Source organism: Chloroflexota bacterium, from assembly GCA_016887485.1.
GTDB lineage: Bacteria > Chloroflexota > Anaerolineae > Anaerolineales > Anaerolineaceae > Brevifilum.
Genome location: CP069394.1, coordinates 249,979 through 275,996, shown reverse-complemented (window position 1 = coordinate 275,996; position 26,018 = coordinate 249,979). Strand labels below are relative to the sequence as shown.

Genomic DNA, 26,018 nt, shown 5'->3' with positions numbered 1-26,018 from the left:
AAAGCGGTTTGTGAGTAGTTGTTGCAGATCAGAGTTTAATCCAACACCTGATAGATCACCGTGCTGCCAGTGCGGAGAACTTCCTGCCACAGCACGCCGTCATAAAGTTCAAATTTCGTCAGTCCCTCTCCGGGATAAAAAGCCTGTTCCAGCTGACCCACGACAATATAGGTCACATGGAATTCATCCAGAAAGGCCTCGGCGTCGGAGCGATCTTTGGTCTGATAGAAGAGGTTAACTGCATCCACCCGCTCCTGCACGATATTGCTCTGCAGGATGGCCCGCTGCTGCCGCTGGTGCCAGTTCCACCCCACCACACCCGGCAAGCCGGTGTAGATGGTGTAGCGGTTTCCCCAGCGATATTCGTAGGCTTGCCCTTCCACAATCACCGGCGAACCTTCGACATTATCCTGCAGCCATTGGATCGCGACATAGTCTTCTTCCAAATCCATGTTCAGACCCATGTCATAGTAGCTGGCATAAGCCATATAAGCCATCCCATCCAGGGTATGCGGTGCATCCGCTGCCATGCGGTCATTAATCTTATCCGCAGTCGCCAAAACAGGGAACAGGGCAGCGGAAGTCACCAGGACAAAGCAGACAATCTGCCAGATCAGCTCAAGGCGAGGCCGCCAATAGCGCAATGACTGAACCGTCCAGATAAAGCTGACTCCGGAAACCAGTGCGAACATGATCCAGGCCTGCAGGTAGAGCTTGAAAACGGTATTCATCCGGCCGATATCACCCGGCAAGTAGACCATCTCCGCTGCCAGGGTCAATACCAGTGCGGTCCCGATCAGGAACAGCATAAATCGCCGCCCGTCGGATTGCCCCGGACGCAGCATCAGCACGATCACCCACAAGCCCAGCGGCACAATAATCAAGGCCACGGTGATGCCCAGAATCAGAAAGGCCACCAGGAGAATCAGGAACAGGATCAATACCGCATAGACCAAGGTCATGTGCGGCTGCAGCTTGCTCAGGTCGGATTGCGGGGTGGTTTTCATCCAGTGGTAGGTTTCCCATCCCATCCAACTCACGATCAGGAACAGGAACAAGCCCCAATGGGTCAGGTAGGCGTTCAACGCAGTCCGCTCACCGGTCCACAGCGCTACGGTGTTATAACCCTGACCAAACCAATAGGCGAAGGGTTCATAGAGCAGGATCGCTACTGCGGCCAATGCCAGGATGGCGGCCAAAGCCACCGCCAGCTTTTCGATCAAGCCTGCCTTGGGAAGATCCCATTTCAGACGCGGCTGATAATGGCGAAGTACGGTATAAAGCAACGCCACCGCGGAAAAGACCAGATAGGTATAGAAATCCCAGGTGTTGGTCGGCCGCAGCGCACCAATCACCAGGCCGCCCAGCAGGAAACCCATCACCGTTGATGGAATTCTGAGACGGCCGCCCTCACCCCACCGGCCCTTGCTCAACACCACCGACAAACACCAGCTGATCGCCAGCACCGTAATCGGGAACGCCAGCATATGGGCATGCAGATCGGCATAGAGGAAGGTGAAATAAGGGAATTCTGTGATCACCTCACCGGGAATCACCCGGCTGGAATACCAGTACCAGTCACCAGGATAGAAGGGCATCGGTATACCCTTGAGGAACTGGGCGAAACCCTGCAAGGTCCAGGTGATCTTCTGCCCCAATCCCGCATCGGCCAGCGCCGCACCACCGGAGGCGATTCTTTGGTAACCCTCAACGATCTGTCGGATAGTACCCAGGTTTCCGAGGACTGCCAGCACCAGTACGGTCGCCAGGCCAGCCCAAAAGGCATTGCCGAGCACCCGCTTGTTTTTTGGCTCGCCCGCCCTCAGCGCACGGGAGCGGGGAATCCCTTCATACAGGTTCCAGCCAACCGAGAATGCACCCAGCACCAACAGGCTGTACCAGATCGGCAGCACGATATTGTAGGCAATGGCAGGAATGATTCCCAACAGCTTGATCGGCATCGCTGCGATCACGAAGCCATAGTAGTAATAATTGATATAGCCGCCTTCAAACCAGGGATCATAAGGTGGGAAGGTTGTACTTTTGAGAACAGCATTCAGGTAGGAGAAATCCATCGGCTTCTCGCCGCCCTTATAGGGGTGCCAGAGGTCCGGATTGCCCAGTCGGATTAACAGGAATGCAGTGAATGCCACCAACGCCAGCAGTTCCACCGTCAGGAAATATTGCCATTTCGACTGTAATTCATCCTTTAGAGCCTTACGCTGGAGAATGGCACACAGAACGCCTAATAGAACGATGCCCCCCAACACAGCGAGGATCGTCGTCCGAGTGAATGGCACACCTGCAGAGCCCAAAATCCAGACGCCAAAGGCCAGGAGCAACAGCCCCGCCATCTTGGCAAGCGGATAGCCCCGGTCTGCCAGCCCAGGCAGCGCCAGGCGGATCACCGGGTAGACCAGCCAGCCCAAAACGGTCACCAGCAGGTAGAAAACCATCACGGCCAATGGCTGGGAGGTGTTCAGCAGGCTTTCGCGGTCAAAGAGCTCTGACCAGGTTCCGCCAGCTTGCTGTTCTTCCAGGCGGTCTTCCGGCAGCATCAATGTAGAATGCGGGCTGTCCGCGTCCACAGCTTCATAATTCGCTGCGTCACCTGGCGTGAAGTACACCACTTTGCTTAAATCCACCGATTCCAGCAACGCATGGACCGCAAGCGAGTCATAGGAATCGGACTTCTTGAAGATCAGCACCTTGGGGTGGTCGTAAACGGTAAAGGCTTCTTCCGAGGCCTGATCGTTGATCTTCAGTGACCCCAGATTTGGATCATTCTGGAAGATCGCCACCAGCTCAAACCCGAGATTACCCTCAAACATGCCCGGTTCCGCCACGCTGTAGCACCATTCGATATCCTCACCCTCGGGGCAGCCCAGCAGGTTCTGATAATAGAAGGTGGTCAGCGGGTAGCGTTCCGGCACACGGGTGGTCGTCCCCCACTGACGGCTTGATGTGATAAAAACATAATCCGCCAGGTCCAGATTGGTCTCAAATTTATCCAGTTTGAGCGCATCATCTGCCCAATACATCTCAAAATTTAGATCGCCGCGATAGATCCCGCCCGTTTCACTATAGGGGCTGAAGCCATCCACCGGGTAGGGCACGGCGTCATCCCAGGTGCTCTCATGGGCCGGTGCGGGGGCATGCAGCACCAATCGGGAGCCCGCATCCGGCGTGGATAAGGTGACATAAAGTTTCTGTCCGGTCTCCACAAACAGTGGTTCATCTAAAACAAAGGGATACGAATCGCCACGGGCATCCTCACCCGGTGCGAAATCATCGCGCAGGGTTACCGAGACACCGGAGTCCGCCAAATTGGAGTCAGACAACGTAAGGGTCAGGCCTTTTTGACCTTCTGCGCCCATCAAGTCCACCAGATAGGGCACCTGAACCTCAGTGATCGCCCCGGTCCAAATCATGCGGACTTCCATATAATAATCTGAGCCTGCGCGGGCACTTTGCATAATGCGAGGCAGGGGCTGTGAGAGAGTCGATCCATCAGCGGTGATGATATTGATCTCAGGTGAACCATTCAACATCAGGCTGGAGTCGCCAACTTCAATATCCAGCTCCAGGTAATACAACTCGCCTTCGGTCAGCTCAACTGCCTGGGCAAAGAAGAACTCATAGGAAGAACCACGCCAATCATTCTGCGAAGCGACAAACTCACTCGATACGTAAGCGCTGCCCAACGGCACATCCCGCGCATCCGCCTGGGTGATCGTTAACCCAACCTGAGTGTTATTGGAAAGGCCTGTGGAATCCAGGATATTCGCAAAGGTCACGGACTCCACCAACCCGCTGGTCTCCGCATAAAAAGGAATGGCAAAAGTCTCTGTCGGGGATAGGATATCGCCTGCCCGGTATGGCATCGGCTGAAGCAATGTCCCCTTAGCGGTATCCACCGATAGGGTCAGCGCGCCGGGGATATTCTGATAAATCCACTCACTGGCTGCCGCTCGAGGCTGAGGGCGCGTATAGATCCGGCTGAAGGCAAAGGCCCAGGCTGCCGTGGTGAGTACCACGCCCACTGTCAACACGATCCCCACGATGCGGATCAATTTGGGCTTGAGCGTGACGAACCAGATTTTGATCTGCTCTCGAGCCGACCAGAGCTTCACCAATCCCCACCCGGCAAAGAGCGCCAGCGCGGGATAGATCAACATCTGATAGCGCATTGAACGCACCCAGGAGATGGATTGCCAGATGAAATACAGTCCGGTGAACACCCAAAGCGGCAGGTTGTTGCTCTTCTCCCGCTTGCGCAGGATCGACCAACCCATGCCGAGGTAGGAAAGCCAGGCCGTGATTCCCAGAGGCAGCCCCAGCCCCCACTTCACCAGATTTTCCAGTGAGAAGGTCAGGGGACGCCGGGCCCACTGCAGAGCTGGCGGGAAATCCACATCACCGGAAGCCTGCGCCCGCAGACTCTGCAGACTGGCCCACCAGCCTTCGTTGATGCCCATATTGAAGAAGCCAGGGCCGTTGAAAGCGTAAGGTTGGCCAATTCGAAAGACAAGGAAACTGACCACAGCCGCAACAGCCACATTCCGGACCGCCAGCAGTAGTCCTATTTCACGCTGCTCTTCATCCAACCGCCTGATCCGCACCCATTCCGCCAGCGGCAGCACCAGCGCCACCACAACCGCATTGATCTTGGAGGCAGCTGCCGCGCCCAGGGCCACGCCAAATAATAAATATGGCGCCAGGGTGCTAAATATTCGCGCGAATTTGGATTGATCTTCCCGAAATTTTGGTTCCAGCCGGGTCAAGGCCCAGATGGCAGCCCAAATCGCGAGATAGGCAAAGGTATTGGTGACGGTATCCACCGTGGCAAAATGCGAAAGCTGAATCGGCAGCACCGCAAAGGCATAAAAAGCCGCGCCAAGCAACCCGACCCATTTCCCAGATAGGCGCTTGCCAAAGCCAAAGACCAACAATATGGTCAGGATATCAAATACAGCAGATACATACCGTCCGACGATCGTAATAGGGTCATAACCCAATTGGCCCAAAGCCTCGCCAATATAATGGACTATAAAGATCGGCAGCGTGCCATATACAAAGAACCCAAATCCCTGATTAGCGGGATTGAGCGGAGAATTGTCAGTGTCAAAATATTCACTGAAGCTGCCAACCGAAGTTATCCTCGATTGAACGTTGGTGAGATGGCGCTCGTCAGGGTGCATATGCTGGTTCTCATCCCAATTGACCCCCACCAGACGGAATGACGCGCCCGCCACTAAGGTGAGGATTAGTGCGATGATGACAACGATATTTTGCCAGTGCTTTGGCTGTTGCCCTGCAGGTTGGTTTGCCGAATCCATCATCAGGGTGTTTCTCCTTGCAAAGGTGGAACGGTGAAGATCATAAAGTCTTTGTATTCCACCGCCGAATCATAAAGTTTCAGGATCCCATTGGGGAAGGTCTCTTCCAGCAGGTTGATATTCTCCTGATCATTGATGTTCAGGAAGAAGATCTTGGCCCGCGGGTCTTCCACAGTGGCCGGGATTTGTTCGCTAAAGATTGCATAATCCCACCCGGGATAGCCCGAATTGATCGCCACCAGGCGGGAATCGATCCAATAGGGGTAACCCACCACGTAGGTTGTCTCCGGGCTGCCTTCGGTTTCAATGAACAACTTGGCAAGCTCACCAATTTCCGAGGTGTTCCAGCTGGCATCCTGATAGATCGTGTAATACTGGTTGAACACCAGATCATAGTTATTCAGTGCTGACCAGATCAGTATGAAAGCCAGCACACCATAAACCACCAGCTTGCCAATCCGTCCGTGCAGCTTTTCTTTCAGTGTTCGGATGGTTGTCTCCAGCGCCATCCCGATCACCACGAACACCGGCACAATTGCGCCGGCCGTGCGGTTCAGGCAGGGGTTCTCACCCGGATAGGCCAGGGAGAGGATCGAGGGCATCAGCAACATTGGAATCGAGACCAGCAGGAAAAGGTCCAACCAGTCCCGTTTGCGAATATAGCGGACTATTAGCCCGACGATCCCCAGGAAATACAGCGCGCCCGAAACCACCTCCAATGCTGGCCGGTTCGGGACGGAATGCGCCCAAATCACGCCATTATCCCAGAAGAACATGATGCTGGCCTTCCAGAAGTTCTGGAAGAAGATCACGATCGGCGAAGTCTGGAAAGCCACTTCCCCACCCGTCAGGCGGGAAAATGCCCGGTAACCAAAAGTGCTCGGATCAGCCAGCCAATAACGCAGCAGGGGCAGGAACACCACCACCGAGACCAACACGATCAGGAGCAGCGCGAACAGCGTCTGCACCCGCCGGTCACGGGCAGGTTTATGCAGCAGATAAATCAATATGCCCATCACCACGAAGATCGGCACGATCCGGAAGGGGGTGTACCCATGCAGTCCGATCCCCAGGAAGAGCCCCGTCAGCAAAATATCATTGATGTTTTGCCGCCTCAGCGCGCGCACCATGAAATACATCACTGGCGCGGTAAAAAGCGGATAAAGGGGGATGCGCAGTGCCAGACGGGTGAACAATAACGGCCAATAGGCAATTCCCGCCATCAGCGCTGCCCCCAGCCCAACCCATTTATTCCCAACCTCCTTGCCCAGCAGGTAAATGAAGAACAAGGTCAGCAGATTAGTAAACACCGCCACCATTTTGAGGTTGAGGAAGGACACATCCAAATTGAACAGCGCCATATACGCCGCCGTCAGATAATAATGGATCATCTCCCGGCCTGTGTTACGGGGGAAATAGGTCGGCCGCCAGCCATTCAGCACATCGTTCACATCCATCAACGTTTCGGCATGATCTGAGACCATCTCCGGTGGGACCGAATCGAGGCGGTAAAAGTTGAAAAATAAAATCACAGCCACTGCCGCCAGCACTATCAGCGTCCAGCGGGTGATCTTCACCTGCCACCCCTTCGCCGAGAATTGCTCCCAGCGTTCCTTAAGGGTCAGGCGCGGTCCCGGCTTGCCCTTCCAAAAGGCCATAAAAATGAAGACCAATGCCAGTATCCATAGCATCGTATTCACAAAGCCCATCGTGCCAGAGCCAAACAGGAGGAATGCGAACACAGCCAGCACGATGCCCACCAGCAGGTACTGCATCTTAAAAGCTGTCTCCATTGGTTGATCCGAATCGGGTTTGAGTGCGGGCAGCTGCCATTCCTTGCGGATGATGGCCGCCACCAGACAACCCAAGGCAGCCGCGTAAAGCGCCAGTCCCGGCCAGGGCGTACGCCCTGCGGAAGGCTCAAGGGTCAATTGAGCCACCAAAGCCAGAATCAGCGCTCCGAAGGTCAGCCAGGGAAAATGCGATTGCTTCACAGGTTTCTCAAGAGGCTTCGGTGTGGTTTCTTCTGTTTCCTGCCGGTCCCAAAATTTCAGCCTGGTGACAAAATGGTCCCACACGCTGGGTTCAGTTATTGGCGCCGGATCTTGTGATTCAGACATAAACAATTCCTGTATGTTTTTGAATTAATGCGTTCTGGATAGGCTAACGGAAAATATCATACTCCACCATGTCACCCCTGACAACCCCGCCCATTTCAGTAGCAGAAGGGTTTTAACCTTCCCTTGTTGCAAAGAGGTAACCGATATCCTCGTGGACAATATTCTCCCAGCAGAAGACCCGGTAGCCGGCATCAAGCAAGGCCGCACTCAGGGTCATGTGGTTATGCTCCTCGTCCAGGTCGTGATATTCCATAATGATCCGGTCCACTTTAGCAAGAGTCTCATTTGAGGCGCCCATCAGGATCGGATATTCCGCCCCTTCACAGTCCAGCTTCAGTAAGTCAATCCGTTCAACCGTCTGCTTATCCAGCACATCCTGCAAGCTGATCGCAGACACGCCCCGAGAGCCGCCAGATTTTTCAGCTTCATCAACATGGTTGCTGGAAATTTGCAGCGGCTCTCCGGTAGACTGATCCAGGGTGACCATGCCGCGCTCGCTCCAGACAGCCTGTTCAAAGGGGAAAATATTCTCAATGCGATTTGTTGCTATGTTCTTTCCCAAAAGTTCAAAAGACCCGGCGAAGGGCTCATATGCGATCACCCGCACTGAGGGATGGCTATACGCAGCCAATATCGAGAAATCGCCCACCCCTGCGCCGATATCCACCACCATCCAACCCTCCTGCACCGCCACACCGTATTTGGTATAGAACTTGTCCAAAAAGGTCTCTTTGACCGCCCAAAGGTCCATCCCCCCGCGGATCGCCAACCGGACAGGTGGATTGCGCAGGATCACCTCATGTTCGGAGACATCCTTGCGGCGTAATAGCAGCCCCAACATTGCAGGCCAGTTGCGAATCCCGCCAATGATCTCAAAAACCGACCAAAAATAGTACGCCCATTTCTTCAGGAATCTCATGCAGGCCTCCGGGCAATGAAATAAGTGCAGACACCCAGCTCTGAGCGGGGATCATCCAATGTTTTGCGGGTCAGCGCCCAGGGGATAACAAGGTTCCAACGGGTCGGCACCAGCACCCACTTGCCGAACAGAACCTTACTGATGAGGGCAGGAATACCCAATGGATGCCCCCATTCCAGCACATGCAGCGCCCTAGGGGGGAAATAATCCCAGGTCTGTTCCACTGCCAACCCAGCCGCTGTTAAGCGTTGCTCCCAAACTTCGGGTGAATCGGTATGAGCGTGCCGGGCAATCATATTGAAGAAACGGCTGTATTTCTCCGCCAGTTTATGCAGTCCCAGCGTATCCAGAAACTGCCGCCCCCATAAAAGTTTCGGGAAGCGGTGATTCGGTACACAGAACACAAACCGGCCACCCGGTCGCAGCACCCGGGCGACTTCTGCGATCACCGGGTCAATCTCGGGGATATGTTCCAGCACGGAAATACTGGTCACTGTATTGAAACTGGCATCCACCGCTGGGATCTGAGCGCCCTCGCCCAACACGAGCATCCGGTAAGCATCCCGCGTTCGAGCTTCCTTCATCGGCGCCACCCAGGGGTCCAGTCCGATATCCGGTTTACGGCTAAAGGCGACCGATGCGAAATGGCCGTCCCCGGAGCCCAGGTCCAACTGAGGTTCCGTCAGCGGGATTTCCTGCAGGAAGCGGTCTTCCACCGCCCGTAGAAAGCCGCGGAAGTATGGCAGGCCGGAAATATGCCGCCAGAGGATTTGATCGAGTGCAGCTTTGTCCAATGCTTGTTTTTCAACCATGTTTCGATAATACCTCTTCAAACAGCGTTTCATAAGCCCGCGCAACCGTCTCAGGGGCATAAAACTCTGTTAATTTTGAAACAGTTTCGGCAGAAACCTGGCCCTCACCTTGCATCACTTCCACCACAGCCTGCCCGAGGGCTTTCGCATCCCGGATCGGCACAATTTTACCCATCCCGGAAGACAGCACCGGCTGACGCACCCCAGGCAAGTCAGTTGCCACTGCGGGCGTCCCGCAGGTCATCGCTTCCACCTGCACCATCCCGAAGGATTCCGTGCTGTTGGTGCTGGGCAGCACAAGTACGTCACTCAGCTCGAAAAGGGCTCGCTTTTCAGCGTCCGATATGATGCCCAGAAACTGCCAGCGGTCACCCAGCGCGTCCGTCAATGGCAGGATCCGATTCCGGTAAGCTTCCTCACCGAAAACGTTCAGATAGTTTCCACCATAAACCACCCGCGCCTTGGGAACAGCCGCCATGATACCCGGCAGGGCTTCCACCAGATATTCCACGCCTTTTTCCGCTGCCAGGCGGGTCAACATACCAATAATCCGGTCACCGGGTTGGTAGTTGATCTTCTGCTTGAACTGTTCCATCTCGGCGTCATTCGCTGTGCCAACCACAATTGGCGGTTGGATCACGACCAGCCTATCCAAATAACGTTTCAGGAAAGGGGAATGTTCCGCAAAATCCCGGGTGTTATGCACGATCACATCTGCCCATTGAATGGATAGCCAATTCGTAAAATGCACCGCCCACCCAGCCAGGCGACTGATCAGGCCCCGGGGCATATCAAGATAACAGTGGTAGGTCAGTACCACCGGTTTATGCTGCCATTTGGCAATGAGGGTGATCAGCGCTGAGTCAATTTGTGGCAGGTGTAAATTGACCACATCTGCTTCTTTCAGGAGTCGCCAAACGAACCCTGGCAGACGGGGCATAACCACACCCTTTGAAAGTTTGAATGCCACGGGCACCCGGACGATCCTTACGCCCTGATCCATTTCCTCAAGCGGCAGGTCCGGCTCAAACTGCGAGGTCAGCACCGTGACCTCATGGCCCAGTGCCGCCAGGGCACACGCTTCCCGCACGGCATAGATCGTCAGGCCGGATTTATTCGGTTCGTAATATGTCAGCGCAATCAGAATTCGCATCGTACTCACTCCCCTTCAATCTGAGCAGGGGCCTTATGCACGGCGCGTTGGTAAAGTGAGACCAGTGCTTGCCCCTGCAGCCGTAACCCAATCAGGCCCAGAATGCCGGTGAAGATAATCGCCAGGGCATGGATTACAACCGCGTGGGTGAAGGCCAGGTCAGCATTCACGCCCAGCAGAGCAAAAGCCGTCACCATCACACCCTCAAATACGCCCAGTCCGGCCGGCGCAGAGGGCAAAGCAGCCCCAAAAGCAGCCATGCTGAGCACAAAGATCATCCACCAAAAGGGCGGGCTGGGATGAAGCTGGTTGAAGATGATGTAATTTTCACCAAATGAGATCACCCAGCTGAGTGCCAGACTGCCAAAAGCTAAAAGGAATGCGCTGGGGGATTTGAGCACTGCCAACCCGGTTAGCAATTCCGCCACACGCGGGGACAGCTTGTTTTTGACCCACGCAGAACGCTCCCCCATTTTTGCCATCCAGCCATTGATCCGCTCATGATTGCGTGCCATCAGGAACAGCACGATCAGCCCCACCATGGTGATGACGAGCGCCAGCCAGATCAACCACTGGTCAAAATCCCCACCGATTACCCTGGGCAGCGTGGCCAGGACAAATACGGCTCCCAAGAAGACATCGAAAACACGTTCCATCACCACACTGGACAGCACCTCAAAAGCCTTTGGCCCTTCCGGTCGATCCAGCAGGAGTGCTCGGCCAATCTCGCCTAAGCGAAAAGGAAAGACATTGTTCAGAAGGTAACCGGCATTCATGGCAAAGAAAGCGTCTTTGAAGGAGACCCGTTTCTGCAGGAGGATATACCAGGCGAACACCCGTGCAAACAGGCTGACGAAATAGACCAGCGAGGCCAGGACAATGACCTGCCAGCGGAGTTTTGAAAGGTTTGCGACAAATTGGGAAAAACCAACCTGGCGCAGCACCAACCCGATCGCCAGGGCACTGATCGCCAGCGGGATGAGCCATCTCAGGATCTTCCCCAACAGGCGCTGGTTTTTGTTTTCGGTCACGACTGATCCAACCTCAAAATCGCCATGAAGGCTTCCTGGGGGATTTCCACGCTCCCAACCATTTTCATCCGGCGTTTCCCCTTTTTCTGCTTTTCCAGCAGTTTCTTCTTCCGGGTGATGTCACCGCCATAGCATTTGGCCAAAACGTCCTTACGCATCGCTTTGACATTGGCCCGCGAGATGACTCGCCCCATGCCATAGGCTTGGATTGGGACCACAAAGAGCTGCCTGGGGATCAATTCCTTCAGCCGGGAAACGAGCGCCTGTCCTTTGTGATAAGCGTCCTGCTTATGCACAATGGCTGTCAGGGCGTCCACCGGTTCGCCATTGACCAAAATCTCCAGTTTCACCAGGTCTTCCTTGCGATATTCCTTGAACTGGTAATCCATCGAGGCATAACCCCGGGTACCGGACTTCAACTGGTCAAAGAAATCCACGATCAATTCAGAAAGGGGGATCTCAAAATGAATCTGTACCCGGTTGGGAGAAGGATATTCCTGCTCCACAAAAACGCCCCGTTTCTTGCGAACCAGATCCATCACCACGCCATAATAATCGGTGGGTGTGAAGATCGTCAGGTCCATCCAGGGCTCTCGGATCTCAATGATCGTGGCTTCATCCGGTAGTTCAGCGGGAGAGGCAATCACAACCTCTTCTCCGGTGACCAGACCCACCCGGTATTGCACGGAGGGCGCCGTGAAGACCACGTCCATATCATATTCGCGTTCCAGCCGCTCCTGGATGATCTCCATATGGAACAGTCCCAGGAATCCGCAGCGGAAGCCAAAATTGAGCGCTTCCGAAGTTTCCGGTTCAAAAGTCAGGGAGGCGTCGTTGAGCTGTAACTTCTCCAGCGAGTCTCGCAGGTCAGGGTAATCCTCCCCTTCTGTGGGATAGACGCCGGCAAAGACCATCGGTTTGGCTTGTTTATAACCCGGCAGCGGTTGGGCCGCGCCATTGGTCGCATAAGTGATCGTGTCACCTACCCGGCATTCCGAGACGGTCTTGAGCCCGGTGGCGATATAACCCACATCCCCGGACCTTAAAGATTTTATCGGTTTCATGATTGGAGCAAACACGCCGATTTCCACCGGCGAGGTTTTAACCTTAGTGGACATCATCAGCAGAGAATCATCGGCTGTGATCGTGCCATTGAAAACACGCACATAGGCCACCACGCCCTTATAGGAGTCATAATGCGAATCGAAGATCAGAGCTTCCAGCGGCTTTTCATCCTCGCCCTTTGGCGGGGGCACCTGTACCACAATGGCAGCAAGCACCTGTTCCACGTTTACGCCGGTCTTAGCGGAAATGCGGATTATCTCATCCTCAGGCGTTCCCAACAGGTTGTGAATGTCTTCCACGACCATGTCCGTCTGCGCTGAAGCCAGATCAATTTTATTGATCACAGGGATAATCACCAGATTGGCTTCCAACGCCAGATAGAGGTTCGCCAGGGTCTGCGCTTCAATCCCCTGGGTGGCATCCACCACCAGCAGCGCTCCTTCGCAGGCTTCCAATGCCCGGCTGACCTCATAATTGAAATCCACGTGCCCGGGAGTGTCAATCAGGTTAAATTCATAGGACTTGCCATCCGCCGCGTCATAATTCATACGCACGGCAGAGGCCTTGATCGTGACGCCTTTTTCCCGTTCCAAATCCATACTGTCCAGAATCTGGTCGGTCATATCGCGGTCGGCCACGGTGTGTGTGAGTTGCAGCATGCGGTCCGCCAGGGTCGATTTCCCGTGGTCCACATGGGCAATAATGCAGAAATTTCTTACGTTTTCTTTCATATCAACAGAGTATAACCTATTTCAATTCAATCCGGTAATTGCTGAAGTGCTGCGCGGATCATCGCTTCCAAATTTAGTTTCCGGGCAGGTTCCGACAGGCGCAAGTCCACCAGGAATTCCACATTCCCTTTGGGGCCTTTGATTGGAGAGGCAATCAACCCCACCGGCCAGAAACCCAGGTTCAGGGCCTCATCCAGCGTATCACGCAAAACTTTGCGGTGGACAGCTTCATCCTTGATCACGCCGGCATGAACTGCAGCGGCCTTTCGACCGGCCTCAAATTGGGGCTTGATCAAAGCGACAGTCTGCCCGCTGTCATCTGCGAACCATTCTTTTACTGCCGGCAGAATCAGTCCCAGCGAGATAAAGGAGGCATCAATCACCACCAGTTCCACCGGTTCAGGCAGCGAATCCACATAGCGGGCATTGGTCCGCTCCATCACCACGACCCGCGGGTCCTGGCGCAACTTCCAGTGCAAGATGCCATAACCCACGTCAATCGCATAGACTTTTGCCGCGCCGTTTTGCAGCAGGCAGTCGGTGAAACCGCCCGTTGAGGAGCCGACATCCGCACAGATCTTGCCCTCAATGGGGACTCGAAAAGCGGCTAATGCTGCTTCGATTTTATGACCGCCGCGTGAGACGTACTTGGGGGGTGTTTTTACCTCAATCTGAGCGCCTTCGCTGACCAGGGTTGAGGACTTGTGAATCATCTCACCATCCACCCGCACCTCCCCGGCCATTACCAGGCGCTGCGCTCGATTCCGGCTTTCCGCCAGGCCGCGTTCCACCAGCAAAAGGTCAATTCGCATCTTATTCATACTCTCATTTTAACCCAAGGCACAAATCCTACCTAATGAATTAATTATCCATTCGAAATTTGACCATAATTTCTATGCACAATCCATATTGGTGCGCTCAAGCCCAGAGCGCACCCTACACCTTTTTGTCATTGCGAGTGGAACGAAGCAATCTCATCATCTGGTTAACCAACACATCATTATTCCACCGCTCATAATGGTACGCTCGACCCCGGAGCGAACTCTACACCTTCTTGTCATTGCGAGTGGAACGAAGCAATCTCAAAATCTAGTCTCTAATGGCGCGCTCACCTTACCATCCCGCAAGATAATCCGAATCACCTTTTAAGGCTTCCCCTTGAGGGGAAGCTTTCTGCGGAGCAGACAGATGAGGTGAAAATTGATGATAAATCACCTCATCCGGCACTACGTGCCACCTTCTCCTCAAGGAGAAGGCTTCTTGTTTACCCTGCTGTATCCTTCCATCCTCCATTCACCACCCACCAATCACTCTGTGATAAGATTGACTCATGTTGAAGAAATTCGGCTATTTAATCAAAACCATGCGCCCCAGGCAGTGGCCCAAGAACATTTTTGTGCTGGCTGCCCTGGTTTTTGACCAGCAGCTTTTTAACCTGGTCTCACTGGGCCGGACCCTGGCGGCTTTTGCCCTATTCTGCCTGGTCTCCTCGTTGATCTACATCATCAACGACCTGGCCGACATCGAATCAGACCGGCGCCATCCGGATAAATGCCACCGGCCTTTGGCAGCAGGCCTGCTCCCGAAGCGCTGGGCTGTCACGGCTGCGATCATTCTGGTCGTCACCACTCTGCCGCTCTCATTCCTGCTATCCATCGGATTTGGCCTGGTGATCAGCGGTTATTTCCTGCTGATGTTGGCCTATTCCTTCTGGCTAAAAAACATCGCCTTGCTGGATGTGATCATCATCGCCATCGGGTTTGTCCTGCGGGTGGCCAGTGGGCTAACGGTGATCACGACCAACCAATTCTCGCCCTGGCTGTTCCTCGCCACCACCTTCCTGGCGCTCTTTATCGCCCTCGGTAAACGCCGCTCGGAAATAGCTTTATTGGAACAATCCGCCGGTGAAACCCGCAAAGTGCTTGAAGGCTATTCCCTGGCATTAATCGACCAAATGCTGATCGTGGTGATCAGTACAACCCTGATAACCTACTGCCTCTACACCTTCTCGTCCACTGCCACCTCGGGCAATTTCGGCATGATGCTCACTATCCCCTTTGTGATCTACGCCCTATTCCGCTACCTCTACCTATTGAACACCGGTCACCTTGGCGGAGCGCCAGAAGAAGTGATCCTCACCGACCACCCCTTCCAGCTGGCTGTAGCGCTCTGGGGGTTGACGGTGATCCTGCTGCTCTATGTCTTTACCGCTGGAGTGTAAATGCCTGTCATCTTTGGTAAAGCCCCTGGAAAAATAATCCTTTTTGGCGAACATGCCGTGGTCTACGGCCAACCCGCCATCGCCATTCCTGTGCAGGATGTTACCGCCACCGCACGGGTCACGCCCATTATCGGCGCTGGCTCCGGCAAAGTCCGCGTGCAGGCTCATGACATCCAGCTTGATACCATGTTGAATGACCTGCCGGAGGATCACCCCCTGGCGGCAGCCATTCGGGCCACTTTGGACGAAATAACGCCTTACCATACGCCGTCTTTCACCATCCAAGTGGATTCAACCATCCCAATTGCGGCGGGCATGGGGTCCGGTGCGGCCGTCACGGTGGCAACCATTCGGGCATTGTCTGCTTTCCTTGGTGAACCCTTGCCCAATGAGCGGATCTCAGAGATGGCCTACGAAATTGAAAAGATCCACCACGGCACCCCCTCAGGGATCGATAACACCGTGGTGACCTTCCAAAAACCGGTCTACTTCCAGCGAGGTGAGCCCCTCCAAACCCTCACCCCCACAAAGCCTACCTATTGGGTGATCGCGGATACGGGCGAAAAGACACCCACGATCGAGACCGTTTCGGACGTGCACAGCCTTTATGAAAGCGATCCGGAGACCTATGAAGCGATCTTCGCTGAGATCGGCCAGATCACTCGTGATGCCCGTCAGGCACTTTGCCAGGGCGACCTTGACCAGCTGGGACCACTAATGAACCACAACCAATTGCTCCTGCAAAAACTTGAGGTCAGCAGCATGCGCCTCGAAAAGTTCATCACCGCTGCCCGCGAAGCCGGCGCAGTGGGAGCGAAGCTTTCCGGCGGAGGCCGGGGCGGCAACATTATCGCTCTGACCACCTATGAAAGGCTCAGCCAGTTGGAGAAATATCTGCTGGAAGAAGGCGCTGTCCGGGTGATGAGCACCGTCCTGAGGGAGACTGCCTAATGGAGGCTCCTCGCGAACTCGTGTTTCTGAAACTCGGTGGATCGCTGATTACCGATAAGTCCCAGCCGCTGACCGCTCGGGAAGATATGATCCAGCAGCTGGCAGGTGAAGTTGCAGCATACTGCGCTGCCCACCCCGAAACCCAACTGGTTTTGGGGCACGGCTCCGGTTCCTTTGGGCACGCCGTCGCCAGCAAATATCAAACCCAAAGCGGCGTCCATTCACCTGAGGAATGGCAGGGCTTCGCAGAAGTCTGGACGGCCGCCCACCAATTGAACCAAATCGTGATCCGCCATTTCGCAGCTGCAGGGCTGCCTGTGGTCACCTTTGCGCCCTCCGCTGGGATCGTCGCAGATCGCGGTGAAATGTTTCAGTGGGATCTGGCGCCCCTGCAAACCGCCCTGTCCCACAACCTGATCCCGGTCGTTCTAGGTGATGTCATTTTTGACCGGACCCTGGGCGGAACCATTTTCTCAACCGAGAAGGTCTTTCAACATCTTGCTAAAATCCTGCGCCCCGCTAGAATCTTGCTGGCCGGGATTGAAAAAGGCGTCTACCAGGACCCAGCCAATCCCGATCAAACCATCCCCCAGATCAAGCCCAGCACCCTTAGCGAAATTCAGCAACAGGTTTCCGGCTCCCATCAAGTGGATGTCACCGGCGGAATGAAATCCAAGGTGGCTTTAATGCTGGATATGGTAAGTGATAACCCTGAGCTGACGGTGCGGATCTTCTCCGCGGAAGCCCCGGGCAGCCTGCAAAAAGCTCTCGAAGGGGCAAATCTCGGCACACTGATCGCTGCCTGACGCCAATGTCACCAGAGCCTGTTTTTCCGGTATAATCTGAACTTAATTGGAGTTTTGGAGTAAAAAACATGATCTTCACGCGTCAACAACTGGAAGAATTGGAAGACCAGAACCTAGCCCCCTATGGCGTCCGCAGCCGAAACAGCAAAGGCCGCCTTTTCCCGGAAGATGAACCGGATTACCGCACCATTTTTCAGAGGGACCGGGACAGGATCCTGCATACCACAGCCTTCCGGCGATTGGAATACAAGACCCAGGTATTCATCAACTATGAAGGTGATTATTACCGCACCCGTCTGACCCACACCTTGGAAGTCGCCCAAATCGGGCGCAGTGTGGCGCGGGCTTTGGGCGCGAACGAGGACCTGGTGGAAACGATCTGCCTGGCCCATGACCTCGGCCATCCACCATTTGGCCATTCCGGTGAGCGTACCCTGGCCCGGATGATGATGGACCACGGTGGATTCAACCATAACCATCACTCCTTCCGAATCGTGACCCAGCTGGAGAAGCGCTATCCTGATTTCGATGGCCTGAACCTCACCTGGGAGGTGCTGGAAGGGATCATCAAACATGAGACCGATTACGATGTATCGGATGCATCGGATTTTAATCCCGAGCTTCGCGGCCATCTGGAAGCTCAGATCGCCAATGTGGCCGATGAACTGGCCTACACCGCGCATGACCTGGATGATGGGCTGCGCTCCGGAATGATCACCCCCGCCCAACTTTCGGGCGTCTCCCTTTGGGAGGTCATCAATGAGAGTGTCGGGCGACGACGGTCAGACACGCTGGATGACCTGGCCCGTCACCGCCTTATCCGGCGCCTGATCGGGATTGAAGTAACCGACCTGGTTCAATCCATTGACCGGATGATCCGTCGCAGCGGGATCCGCAACGTGGAAGAGTTGCAGGAGCTGCCCTATAATGTGGTCGGTTTCAGCGAAGATATGCACCGCCGCAACCGTGAATTGAAGGATTTCCTCTTCAAGAACCTTTATAATCATTACCGGGTGGTCCGAATGGCTGTAAAAGCCGACCGAATCCTGGAAAATCTCTTCCAGGCCTATGTTCAGGAACCAGCTATACTCCCCGAGCAATATCAGATCCTCATCGAAAAGAAGGGGCTTGAGGAAACGGTATGTGACTATATCGCCGGTATGACCGACCGGTTCGCCATTGACGAATATCAGAAATTATTTGATTCAACAACACTACCCTAAAGGGCCATTGCAAAGGACATCCTAAAAGGAATTTAGCATGAATGAAACAAAATACCTCACCCCTGAAGGCAAAGCCAAACTTGAGGCAGAGCTGAAAGAACTAAAGACAACCGGGCGCGTTGAGCTCGCCGAACGTCTGAAGCACGCCATTTCCATGGGCGATCTCTCAGAAAATGCCGATTATCACAAAGCCAAGGAAGACCAGGGCTTTATGGAAGGTCGGATCCAGGAACTTGAGGCGATCCTCAATAATTCTAAAGTGATTGAAGCCAAAGCCAATTACGATGAGGTGGCTCTCGGTGCCCGGGTGACCATTAAAGAAGCGGATTACCCGGAAGAGACCTATCATCTGGTAGGCGTCAACGAAGCCAACCCTCGTGAAGGCCGTATCTCACACGAATCACCCATCGGTAAAGCACTCATTGGCCATAAATCGGGCGATACCGTCAATGCCATCCTGCCAAATGGTGAAACCATCCGGCTGGAGATCCTCAAGATCGAATAAGCCACTAACTTAAAAAGATACACCCCTCAACTGTTGCTGAGGGGTATTTTTTGTTTAAGGGGAGTTCAGGGTTTAGAAGGAACCCCGTTCCTTGGACCAGACGGAAAGTTCAAGCGTCATCCGCTGGAAGAAGCTCTGGTCTGGAGCGGCGCCTTCGCCGTATTCCATATCCACAATTCGGGCTTCCAGTTGAAGGGTGGCTGTTTCAAGCAGGATCACCTTGCCGGGTTCAGCAAGGATTGGTTCGCCCTTGGATTCAAGGCGCATCCGGGTCTTATTGTCTTCGTAGACATGCTCGCTCATCACAACCTTCGTGACGGTCTGGATGTCATTTTTATCGAAGAGCCAGACTTCAAAGGCACTGACCCGTTTGGGTTCACCCACACCGACTGTGTCGGAGATGCCAACGCCACATTCACCCAGGAATTCACCGGTGGGAGCGTCAATGCTGAAGGAGTCGTCATAAAGATCATCACCCATCATATACGTGGTCATGAACTGAGCGACCGGCAGCTGCTGTTCTTCTTCCTCAGCCGGGCTGAAACCAGAAATCGGTTTGGTATACCCAAGTTCCTCATCCCCATAGTCCATAGCAACCGTGCTCTCAGCCATCCGCTCACGAACGATGGATTTCAGGTCTTCCTGTTGTGCCGCACCCAGTTTCCGGGGCCGAATCACAAAGAAGTAAATCGCAATTGCCGCACCAATCAGCAGGACGACGCAGAAGCCGCCCAAAAGCAGCCAGTTCGGGCCGCTGGTGGGTTCTTCTTCCTCGCCAGACGCCGGGGTTGTGGTGATATCAGAAGCTGTGTCAGTGGTTGGCACGACCACTTCCGCGCCCTCTGCGCCTACAATACCCTCAAAATACGTAATTTGTTCGGGAGTGATATATCCCGTATTCGCACGGACCGCCTCAAGGGTGTCATCGGCTGTGGTTTCCAGCTCGGACCAGGCCTTGTTCGCAATCGAGGTGTCGCCCGTCATGGAGGTTGTGAAGATGGCCATGCGGAGGTAATCCTCACGCAAGTCTGCCCGCAAGTGATAAGGGGCCAGGTCTGTCCACTGCACGGGCCAGATTCCCCAGCCCACCATCAAACCCAGCAAGATCCCGATCACAACACCAGCAATGATGGTGATCCGCCAATCTTTGAATAATGATTTCAGTTTTTCTGAGTTCATCTTAAACTCCCGTCGTATTTTTTACGTCAATTATTCGCATTTTCACTATTGTAGAATAATTAAAACTTTTCCGCAATAGAATCGCTCAGAAAATAGATTGCAAGACTTATGCCACTTCCGCTTCCTTCATAATTTCATCCTGAAGGAAGGTTCCTTCGCAATCCAGGCATTTGAGCTGCCGTTTATTGGCAATCACCAACACCCCACCGCAACTCGGGCATCTTTCGGCCACGGGCTGCTTCCAGGAGGTGAAATCGCAATCCGGATAGCGGGAACAACCATAAAAAGTCCTTCCCTTACGGGTCTTGCGGCGGACAACATCGCCTTCCCCACAGGTTGGGCAGGTCACGCCAATCTTTTCAAGATAAGGTTCGGTATAGCGGCAGTCCGGGAAATTGCTGCAGGAAATGAACTTGCCATAGCGGCCCCAGCGGATGATCAGGTCATGACCACATCGCGGGCAGGCCCGGTCAACTTTTTCCAATTCAGCCTTCTGTTCCGGCATCTGGGCTTCAGCCTTTTCCAGCCGTTCAGAGAAGGGACCGTAAAACTCACGGATCACATCCACCCATTCGGCAGAGCCCGACGCAACCTGGTCCAGTTCATCCTCAAGATTTGAGGTGAAATTGATGTCCACAATGCTGGGGAAATATTCCACTACCAAGTCGTTGACCAGGAAGCCGGTTTCAGTCGGTTCCAGCCGCTTGTCGTCCCGGGTCACATAACCGCGGTTTTGAATGGTCGAGAGGATAGGCGCATAAGTGGAAGGCCGGCCAATACCGTTCTCTTCCAGCACCTGCACCAGTGAGGCCTCGGTGTAGCGTGGCGGTGGTTGGGTGAAATGCTGCTCAGGATATAGTTCCTGCAGTGACTGAGTCTGATTCTCATGGATATCATCCACGGGGATCTTGGTGCTGTCGCCTTCCTCTTCCTCTTTCTGGTCTTCGTCCTTACCTTCTTCATAAACTACCAGAAAGCCGGGGAACTCCAACTGGCTGCCGGAGGCCCGTAGTAGGTATTCATTACCCTCGTTTCCCTTGCCGATCACTTCCACAGACAAAGTCTTATAGATCGCCGGGTTCATTTGGGAGGCCACAAAGCGCTGCCAGATCAACTGATAGAGCCGGAATTGGTCACGTGAAAGGTATTTCTTGATCGCTTTAGGCTGCCGCAGCACCGAAGTTGGGCGGACCGCTTCATGCGCTTCCTGTGCGGATTGCGTCCGGGTTTTATAAGTCGGTGGGGTTGCGGGTAAAAATCCATCACCGTAGCGATCCTTGATGAACGAGCGAGTTTCGTTCAAAGCGACATCGGAGATATTGGTTGAGTCGGTACGCATGTAGGTGATCAAACCCTGCGTCCCCTCACCATCCAACTCCACACCTTCATATAATTGCTGCGCCACGGACATCGTCTTGCGTGCTGTGAAGCCCAATTTACGGGAAGCATCCTGTTGAAGGGTACTGGTGATGAATGGTGCAGAAGGATTGCGGCGTCGTTTGCCCTCTTTGACGGAATCTACCGTGTAGAGCGCTGATCGCATTTCCTTTATAAAGTCATCCACCACGTCCTGTGTGGGCAGTTTAGGGGTTTCGCCATTTATCTTGGCAAGTTTAGCCCGGTAAGGCACCTTGCCGCCTTCGGGCAGCAGGTCCGCTTCGATGGACCAATATTCTTCCGGAATAAAGTTATCAATCTCGCGTTCCCGTTCCACGATCAGCCGCAGCGCCACGGATTGCACGCGGCCAGCCGAGAGCCGGCTGCGGACCTTTTTCCAGAGGATCGGGCTGATGCCGTATCCCACCAGGCGATCCAAAATCCGGCGTGCCTGTTGGGCGTCCACCAGGTCCATGTCAATCGTCCGGGGGTGCGCAAAAGCCTCATCCACCGCATCTTTGGTGATTTCATGGAAAACAACCCGATTCGTACGATTCTCATCGATGTCTGCCGCTTCCATCAGGTGCCAGGCAATCGCCTCACCTTCGCGGTCAGGGTCTGTCGCCAGGTAGATTTCTTCCGCTTTTCCGGCGAGTTTTTTCAATTCCTTAACGACTTCGCGTTTTTCATTGGGCACCCGGTAATGGGGCTCAAAATCATTATCCACATCAACCGATAATTTTGACCGAAGCAGGTCACGCACATGACCAACCGATGCCCGAACAGTATAGCCCTTACCAAGGAACCGTCCAACGGTTTTGGCTTTGGCTGGGGACTCGACAATCACTAGCTTCCCTTTGCGGGGTTGGGCTTTCTTGGTCTTTCGGACAACTTCCGGCTTGGCAAGTCCCTCATGGGCGTCCGTCCGGCCCATACGATAGACCTTTGTGCCACAAACGGAACAGGTGCCCCGGGTGACCGGTGCGCCGGCTTTGTTATATTCTGCTATAGGGTCTTTAATTTCCCGCTTTTCGCGGCATTTTACACAATAAGCTTCCAATTCCGATTTCTCCTACAAATAATCTTCGCGACCGTCCTGTTTTAAATAATTTACAACATCGCGAACCCGTTGAGCTTGCTTTCGGTCGCAAACGAGAATCGCGTTACCAGATTCAATAATGATCAGGTCCTGCACGCCGACCGTCACGATCAGCCGTTCCTGATGATCACCACAAATGAGTGTACCGCTGGTGTCAAATGTGATTGGTTGACCCCGGAGGACAATATTACCCGATTCGTCCGGATCCAGGGCATCAAAAAGGGATTCCCAGCTGCCGACATCGTTCCATCCAAGATCAATGGATGGGATCACGGCCACTTTTTCCGCATGTTCCATGATGCCATAGTCAATGGTTTGGGGTTGGATCGTGGGCCAAACAGCCTCTATCATACCCTTAGGTTGCTCATTCTGCCAAGACCCTTCAATCTTTTTCAATTTAGCATAAAGATCGGGCATTTGGCGTTCAAACTCTGCCATCACCGTCGCTACCTGCCAAATGAACATGCCAGAGTTCCAGACATGGTGCCCATCGGCCACTAATTTCTCAGCGACATCCAACTGCGGTTTTTCTTTAAAGGCTTGAACCCGGAATGCTTCCACACCCTCAAAAGTCCCCAGCGCTTCACCCTTCTCAATATAACCATAGCCCGTGGCCGGGAAGGTCGGGGTGATCCCCAAGGTCACCAGATAATCCTTCTGGGCGACTTCATAGGCTGCCTTAAGCAGTTGGCGCAGGTGCTCCGCATTTCGCATCAGGTGATCCGCTGTCAGGATTGCCATCGATCCCTGCGGGTCACGGCTTTGGATCGCCAGGGCTGCTAAACCCACAACGGAAGCCGTACCTCGCGGCAGAGGTTCAATGATGTAATTATCTTTCGGGATGGACGGAACCTGTGCGCTCAGTTGCGCCACCTGGTCCGCCACGGTGACGATCAGAATGCGCTCCACGGGGAACAACCCCGAAAGCCGCTGAACAGCTTGTTGAAAGAGCGTGTTTTCGCCATCAATAGCCAGCGACTGTTTCGGCTGACCCTTGCGGGAAAGCGGCCAGAGCCTGGTCCCGCTGCCACCCGCCATAATCACTGCATAAAAATTCTCGTACATGACCAACTCCTCATTTCTTGTTGATCTCACGGACTGCCGCATACCGCATGCCCCCCACATGCTGGACCAATCCCTTCAGTTCCATCATGGTCAGTGCGGCCGTCACCTTTTCTACTGCCAGTCCAACCTCATTACAAATTTCATCCACATGGACCGGTTCGTAATCCATGGATTGCAATATCTTAGCCTCAGTTGTGTCTGCTGGCAAGACCTGTCTTGCCGTTTTGTAATCTTCGACCTGGGTCAGATCCAACACATCGAGGACATCCTGAGGTGAAACCAGGGCATAGGCCCCTTTCTGGATCAGGCGGTTGGTGCCTTTGCTGGCTGGTGAGAGGATATTGCCCGGGACAGCGAAGACATCGCGCCCCTGCTCCACAGCAAAGTCTGCGGTGATCAATGCTCCGCTGCGTTCACCCGCTTCAACCACAACGGTCGCCAGTGACAGCCCGGAGATGATCCGGTTTCGCGGCGGGAAGTTCACCCCTTCCGGCTGGGTCCCCATCGGGTAGTCGCTGATGATCGCACCGTTCTCGATGATTGCTTCCGCCAGTTGGCGGTGTTCGGGCGGGTAGATTACATCCACCCCGCTGCCCAGAACGGCAATCGTCCTGCCGCCGGCCTGCAATGCGGATTGATGCGCCAGGGCATCCACCCCTCTTGCCAGACCGCTGACAATCGTCAAGCCGTGCCCAGCCAGATAGAGACTAGTATCACGGGTGATCTGCTGACCATAAGCAGAAATCCGCCGGGTGCCCACCATCGCAATGGCAAAATCATCCGCAGGCAGCAGGGTCCCTCTGACATATAACACAGGTGGGGCCTGATCGATTTGTTTTAATAATTTGGGGTAACCGCCGTCCAGAAGGGTCAGAACTTGGGCATCTTTTTCCAGGATGGAATCATACAAGGCATCCAGGTCAATATCTTCTCGCAATTGCATGAAGTTTGTCAGAGCCCGTTCAGGCAGGCCAGCCTCGCGAAATGCCTCAACTGGGGCATTCCAGGCAAGTGAAAGGTCGCCGAAAAAGGATCGGATCTGCTTAAAGCGAACCGCCCCAATCCCGCGAACTAAATTGAATCCAATCCAATACTTTTTCTCATCTGGCATTAGTCCCCCTCGCCATACCACTCCATTCTGGTGACGATCATTTTTTCCTGGTTGAAGTCCACTTCCAGGATGGTGTGCTCGGTGGCTGGAATCAGGGTTTCTTCCCCGATCTCGTTCTGGACCACATAAACATCGTTAGCGCCGGTTTCAAGGATCTCCATCAGAGTCCCCAGATGCCGTCCTTCCTGTTCATAGACTTCCAGACCGATCAATTCATGTAAATAATAGCCGCCATCCGCCAAAACCGGCAGTTGCTCCGTGCTGACATAAACCCTTTTATTGGTCAGCGCAGAGACAATCGTTCGGTCACTGATCTCGTCAAATTTCAGCAGTAGGAGATCACCCTTCCAGCGGGTGGCTTCAATGGTCATCAGGGTATGTTCTTTTCCCACGTAGACCCGGCAGCCAGGGGCCAGGAGTTCCAACAATTCTGTGTGTATCTCCAATGGGATCTCGCCCCGAACACCATGAGCCCGGCGCAGCTTCCCTAAGACAATAAATTCAGGCTCGCTTTCAGAATGCGAGCCTGAATCTGTGTTACGACTTGTTTGAGGCATGTGCGAAAAAGGTCAGAAATTATTCTGGCTCGACAATATCGAGCTTGGTTCGGTTACCATCTCGGGCAGCAGCAACTTTCAACAGCGTTCGCAGTGAATTTGCAACCCGTCCACCCTTACCAATCACGCGGCCCATATCTTCTTTGGCCACATGCAGATCTAGGTAGACAGTATTACCACGGGGATGGGATTCAACATTGACTTCGGTGGGTTGATCGACCAGAGACTGGGCGACGAACTCAACCAAACCTTGCAGGTTCTCACCTTTCATCTTGCCACACGCCTTTCTAAACTAGGAATTGGCTGGCGGGTTTGTGCGGGGGTCAGTAACCCGCTCGTCATAAACCTTTGCGCCTTCTTCTGTCAGGGCCTCAACATCTTCGCCCGCTTTAAAACGTTCATAGCGGTCCCAGAGTCCGGTCTGTTTGAAAAGGCGTTCAACAGCTTCAGTGGGTTGCGCACCAACGCTCAGCCAGTAGAAAGCGCGATCATCTTTCACCACGATCGTAGAAGGTTCGGTTCGGGGATTGTAATGACCAATTACTTCCAGAAAACGCCCATCACGGGGTTTCTCTTTGTCAGCGACAACAATACGATAACTTGCCTGATTCCGGGATCCAACCCGGCGCAATCGAATACGTACCATCGAAAAAATGCTCCTCTTATAATCTATGTTTCTAATAGTTTCAGCCTGAGTCCTGCAAAAGGCATGAGAGAGCGTTGAAGGAAACGCTGACCTTTCTCGTACGTCTGG

The 26,018-nt window shown here is 53.9% G+C and carries 20 protein-coding genes; 5 read left to right on the top strand and 15 right to left on the bottom strand.

The features are described 5' to 3' along the window. Positions 1-35 precede the first annotated feature (35 nt). From JR338_01235 to JR338_01200, 8 genes are all read right to left on the bottom strand, one after another. Entirely contained in the window at positions 36-5,342 is a 5,307-nt protein-coding gene (locus JR338_01235; protein ID QRN83409.1) for a hypothetical protein, read from the bottom strand. Then, positions 5,342-7,459, bottom strand: a complete 2,118-nt coding sequence (locus tag JR338_01230; protein ID QRN83408.1) for a glycosyltransferase family 39 protein — start codon at positions 7,457-7,459, stop codon at positions 5,342-5,344. The genes JR338_01235 and JR338_01230 overlap by 1 nt, the downstream gene beginning before the upstream one ends. Positions 7,460-7,571: 112 nt before the next feature. Beyond that, positions 7,572-8,378, bottom strand: coding sequence for an FkbM family methyltransferase (locus tag JR338_01225; GenBank protein QRN83407.1), 807 nt, complete (start codon positions 8,376-8,378; stop codon positions 7,572-7,574). Further along, positions 8,375-9,190, bottom strand: a complete 816-nt coding sequence (locus tag JR338_01220) for a class I SAM-dependent methyltransferase (protein QRN83406.1) — start codon at positions 9,188-9,190, stop codon at positions 8,375-8,377. The genes JR338_01225 and JR338_01220 overlap by 4 nt, the downstream gene beginning before the upstream one ends. Continuing rightward, entirely contained in the window at positions 9,183-10,343 is a 1,161-nt protein-coding gene (locus JR338_01215) for a glycosyltransferase family 4 protein (protein ID QRN83405.1), read from the bottom strand. The genes JR338_01220 and JR338_01215 overlap by 8 nt, the downstream gene beginning before the upstream one ends. A gap of 5 nt (positions 10,344-10,348) precedes the next feature. After that, the gene (locus JR338_01210) at positions 10,349-11,374 is read right to left on the bottom strand and encodes a flippase-like domain-containing protein (protein ID QRN83404.1); all 1,026 of its coding nucleotides are present in this window, start codon (positions 11,372-11,374) and stop codon (positions 10,349-10,351) included. Beyond that, the gene (gene lepA, locus JR338_01205) at positions 11,371-13,170 is read right to left on the bottom strand and encodes an elongation factor 4 (GenBank protein ID QRN83403.1); all 1,800 of its coding nucleotides are present in this window, start codon (positions 13,168-13,170) and stop codon (positions 11,371-11,373) included. The genes JR338_01210 and lepA overlap by 4 nt, the downstream gene beginning before the upstream one ends. Before the next feature lie 26 nt (positions 13,171-13,196). Further along, positions 13,197-13,991, bottom strand: coding sequence for a TlyA family RNA methyltransferase (locus JR338_01200; GenBank protein ID QRN83402.1), 795 nt, complete (start codon positions 13,989-13,991; stop codon positions 13,197-13,199). A 509-nt stretch (positions 13,992-14,500) separates the two neighbouring features. Here JR338_01200 and JR338_01195 point away from each other — a divergent pair. The 5 genes from JR338_01195 to greA all read left to right on the top strand — a co-directional run bounded on the left by JR338_01195 (position 14,501) and on the right by greA (position 18,876). After that, positions 14,501-15,391, top strand: a complete 891-nt coding sequence (locus JR338_01195) for a decaprenyl-phosphate phosphoribosyltransferase (GenBank protein ID QRN83401.1) — start codon at positions 14,501-14,503, stop codon at positions 15,389-15,391. Then, positions 15,392-16,342, top strand: coding sequence for a mevalonate kinase (gene mvk / locus JR338_01190; protein ID QRN83400.1), 951 nt, complete (start codon positions 15,392-15,394; stop codon positions 16,340-16,342). Next, the gene (locus JR338_01185; protein QRN83399.1) at positions 16,342-17,148 is read left to right on the top strand and encodes an isopentenyl phosphate kinase family protein; all 807 of its coding nucleotides are present in this window, start codon (positions 16,342-16,344) and stop codon (positions 17,146-17,148) included. Before mvk ends, JR338_01185 begins: the two co-directional genes overlap by 1 nt. A 68-nt stretch (positions 17,149-17,216) precedes the next feature. Next, on the top strand, positions 17,217-18,371 hold the full coding sequence (locus JR338_01180; protein ID QRN83398.1) for a deoxyguanosinetriphosphate triphosphohydrolase: 1,155 nt from the start codon (positions 17,217-17,219) through the stop codon (positions 18,369-18,371). Positions 18,372-18,408: 37 nt separating this feature from the next. Beyond that, on the top strand, positions 18,409-18,876 hold the full coding sequence (gene greA, locus JR338_01175) for a transcription elongation factor GreA (protein ID QRN83397.1): 468 nt from the start codon (positions 18,409-18,411) through the stop codon (positions 18,874-18,876). Between the two features lie 72 nt (positions 18,877-18,948). On the opposite strand, the gene JR338_01170 is transcribed toward greA, so the two are convergent. The 7 genes from JR338_01170 to rpsP all read right to left on the bottom strand — a co-directional run bounded on the left by JR338_01170 (position 18,949) and on the right by rpsP (position 25,910). Then, positions 18,949-20,055 (bottom strand): hypothetical protein, encoded by a 1,107-nt coding sequence (locus JR338_01170; protein ID QRN83396.1) that lies wholly within the window; start codon positions 20,053-20,055, stop codon positions 18,949-18,951. 106 nt (positions 20,056-20,161) lie between these two features. After that, positions 20,162-22,366 (bottom strand): type I DNA topoisomerase, encoded by a 2,205-nt coding sequence (gene topA / locus JR338_01165; GenBank protein ID QRN84324.1) that lies wholly within the window; start codon positions 22,364-22,366, stop codon positions 20,162-20,164. Positions 22,367-22,504: 138 nt separating this feature from the next. After that, on the bottom strand, positions 22,505-23,596 hold the full coding sequence (locus JR338_01160) for a mannose-1-phosphate guanylyltransferase (GenBank protein ID QRN83395.1): 1,092 nt from the start codon (positions 23,594-23,596) through the stop codon (positions 22,505-22,507). 10 nt (positions 23,597-23,606) lie between these two features. Next, on the bottom strand, positions 23,607-24,707 hold the full coding sequence (gene dprA / locus JR338_01155; protein ID QRN83394.1) for a DNA-protecting protein DprA: 1,101 nt from the start codon (positions 24,705-24,707) through the stop codon (positions 23,607-23,609). Next, on the bottom strand, positions 24,707-25,264 hold the full coding sequence (gene rimM, locus JR338_01150; protein ID QRN83393.1) for a 16S rRNA processing protein RimM: 558 nt from the start codon (positions 25,262-25,264) through the stop codon (positions 24,707-24,709). Before rimM ends, dprA begins: the two co-directional genes overlap by 1 nt. Positions 25,265-25,283: 19 nt before the next feature. After that, entirely contained in the window at positions 25,284-25,535 is a 252-nt protein-coding gene (locus tag JR338_01145; protein ID QRN83392.1) for a KH domain-containing protein, read from the bottom strand. Positions 25,536-25,556: 21 nt separating this feature from the next. After that, positions 25,557-25,910, bottom strand: coding sequence for a 30S ribosomal protein S16 (rpsP, locus tag JR338_01140; protein ID QRN83391.1), 354 nt, complete (start codon positions 25,908-25,910; stop codon positions 25,557-25,559). Between the last annotated feature and the right edge of the window lie 108 nt (positions 25,911-26,018).

Coding starts and splice junctions, on each gene's coding strand:
- lepA (QRN83403.1), bottom strand. CDS start 13,170: ATGAAAGAAAACGTAAGAAATTTCTGCATTATTGCCCATGTGGACCAC.
- JR338_01200 (QRN83402.1), bottom strand. CDS start 13,991: ATGAATAAGATGCGAATTGACCTTTTGCTGGTGGAACGCGGCCTGGCG.
- JR338_01180 (QRN83398.1), top strand. CDS start 17,217: ATGATCTTCACGCGTCAACAACTGGAAGAATTGGAAGACCAGAACCTA.
- JR338_01170 (QRN83396.1), bottom strand. CDS start 20,055: ATGAACTCAGAAAAACTGAAATCATTATTCAAAGATTGGCGGATCACC.
- topA (QRN84324.1), bottom strand. CDS start 22,366: ATGGGCCGGACGGACGCCCATGAGGGACTTGCCAAGCCGGAAGTTGTC.
- JR338_01230 (QRN83408.1), bottom strand. CDS start 7,459: ATGTCTGAATCACAAGATCCGGCGCCAATAACTGAACCCAGCGTGTGG.
- JR338_01145 (QRN83392.1), bottom strand. CDS start 25,535: ATGAAAGGTGAGAACCTGCAAGGTTTGGTTGAGTTCGTCGCCCAGTCT.
- JR338_01160 (QRN83395.1), bottom strand. CDS start 23,596: ATGTACGAGAATTTTTATGCAGTGATTATGGCGGGTGGCAGCGGGACC.
- greA (QRN83397.1), top strand. CDS start 18,409: ATGAATGAAACAAAATACCTCACCCCTGAAGGCAAAGCCAAACTTGAG.
- JR338_01235 (QRN83409.1), bottom strand. CDS start 5,342: ATGATGGATTCGGCAAACCAACCTGCAGGGCAACAGCCAAAGCACTGG.
- dprA (QRN83394.1), bottom strand. CDS start 24,707: ATGCCAGATGAGAAAAAGTATTGGATTGGATTCAATTTAGTTCGCGGG.
- JR338_01195 (QRN83401.1), top strand. CDS start 14,501: ATGTTGAAGAAATTCGGCTATTTAATCAAAACCATGCGCCCCAGGCAG.
- JR338_01185 (QRN83399.1), top strand. CDS start 16,342: ATGGAGGCTCCTCGCGAACTCGTGTTTCTGAAACTCGGTGGATCGCTG.
- rpsP (QRN83391.1), bottom strand. CDS start 25,910: ATGGTACGTATTCGATTGCGCCGGGTTGGATCCCGGAATCAGGCAAGT.
- rimM (QRN83393.1), bottom strand. CDS start 25,264: ATGCCTCAAACAAGTCGTAACACAGATTCAGGCTCGCATTCTGAAAGC.
- JR338_01215 (QRN83405.1), bottom strand. CDS start 10,343: ATGCGAATTCTGATTGCGCTGACATATTACGAACCGAATAAATCCGGC.
- JR338_01225 (QRN83407.1), bottom strand. CDS start 8,378: ATGAGATTCCTGAAGAAATGGGCGTACTATTTTTGGTCGGTTTTTGAG.
- JR338_01220 (QRN83406.1), bottom strand. CDS start 9,190: ATGGTTGAAAAACAAGCATTGGACAAAGCTGCACTCGATCAAATCCTC.
- mvk (QRN83400.1), top strand. CDS start 15,392: ATGCCTGTCATCTTTGGTAAAGCCCCTGGAAAAATAATCCTTTTTGGC.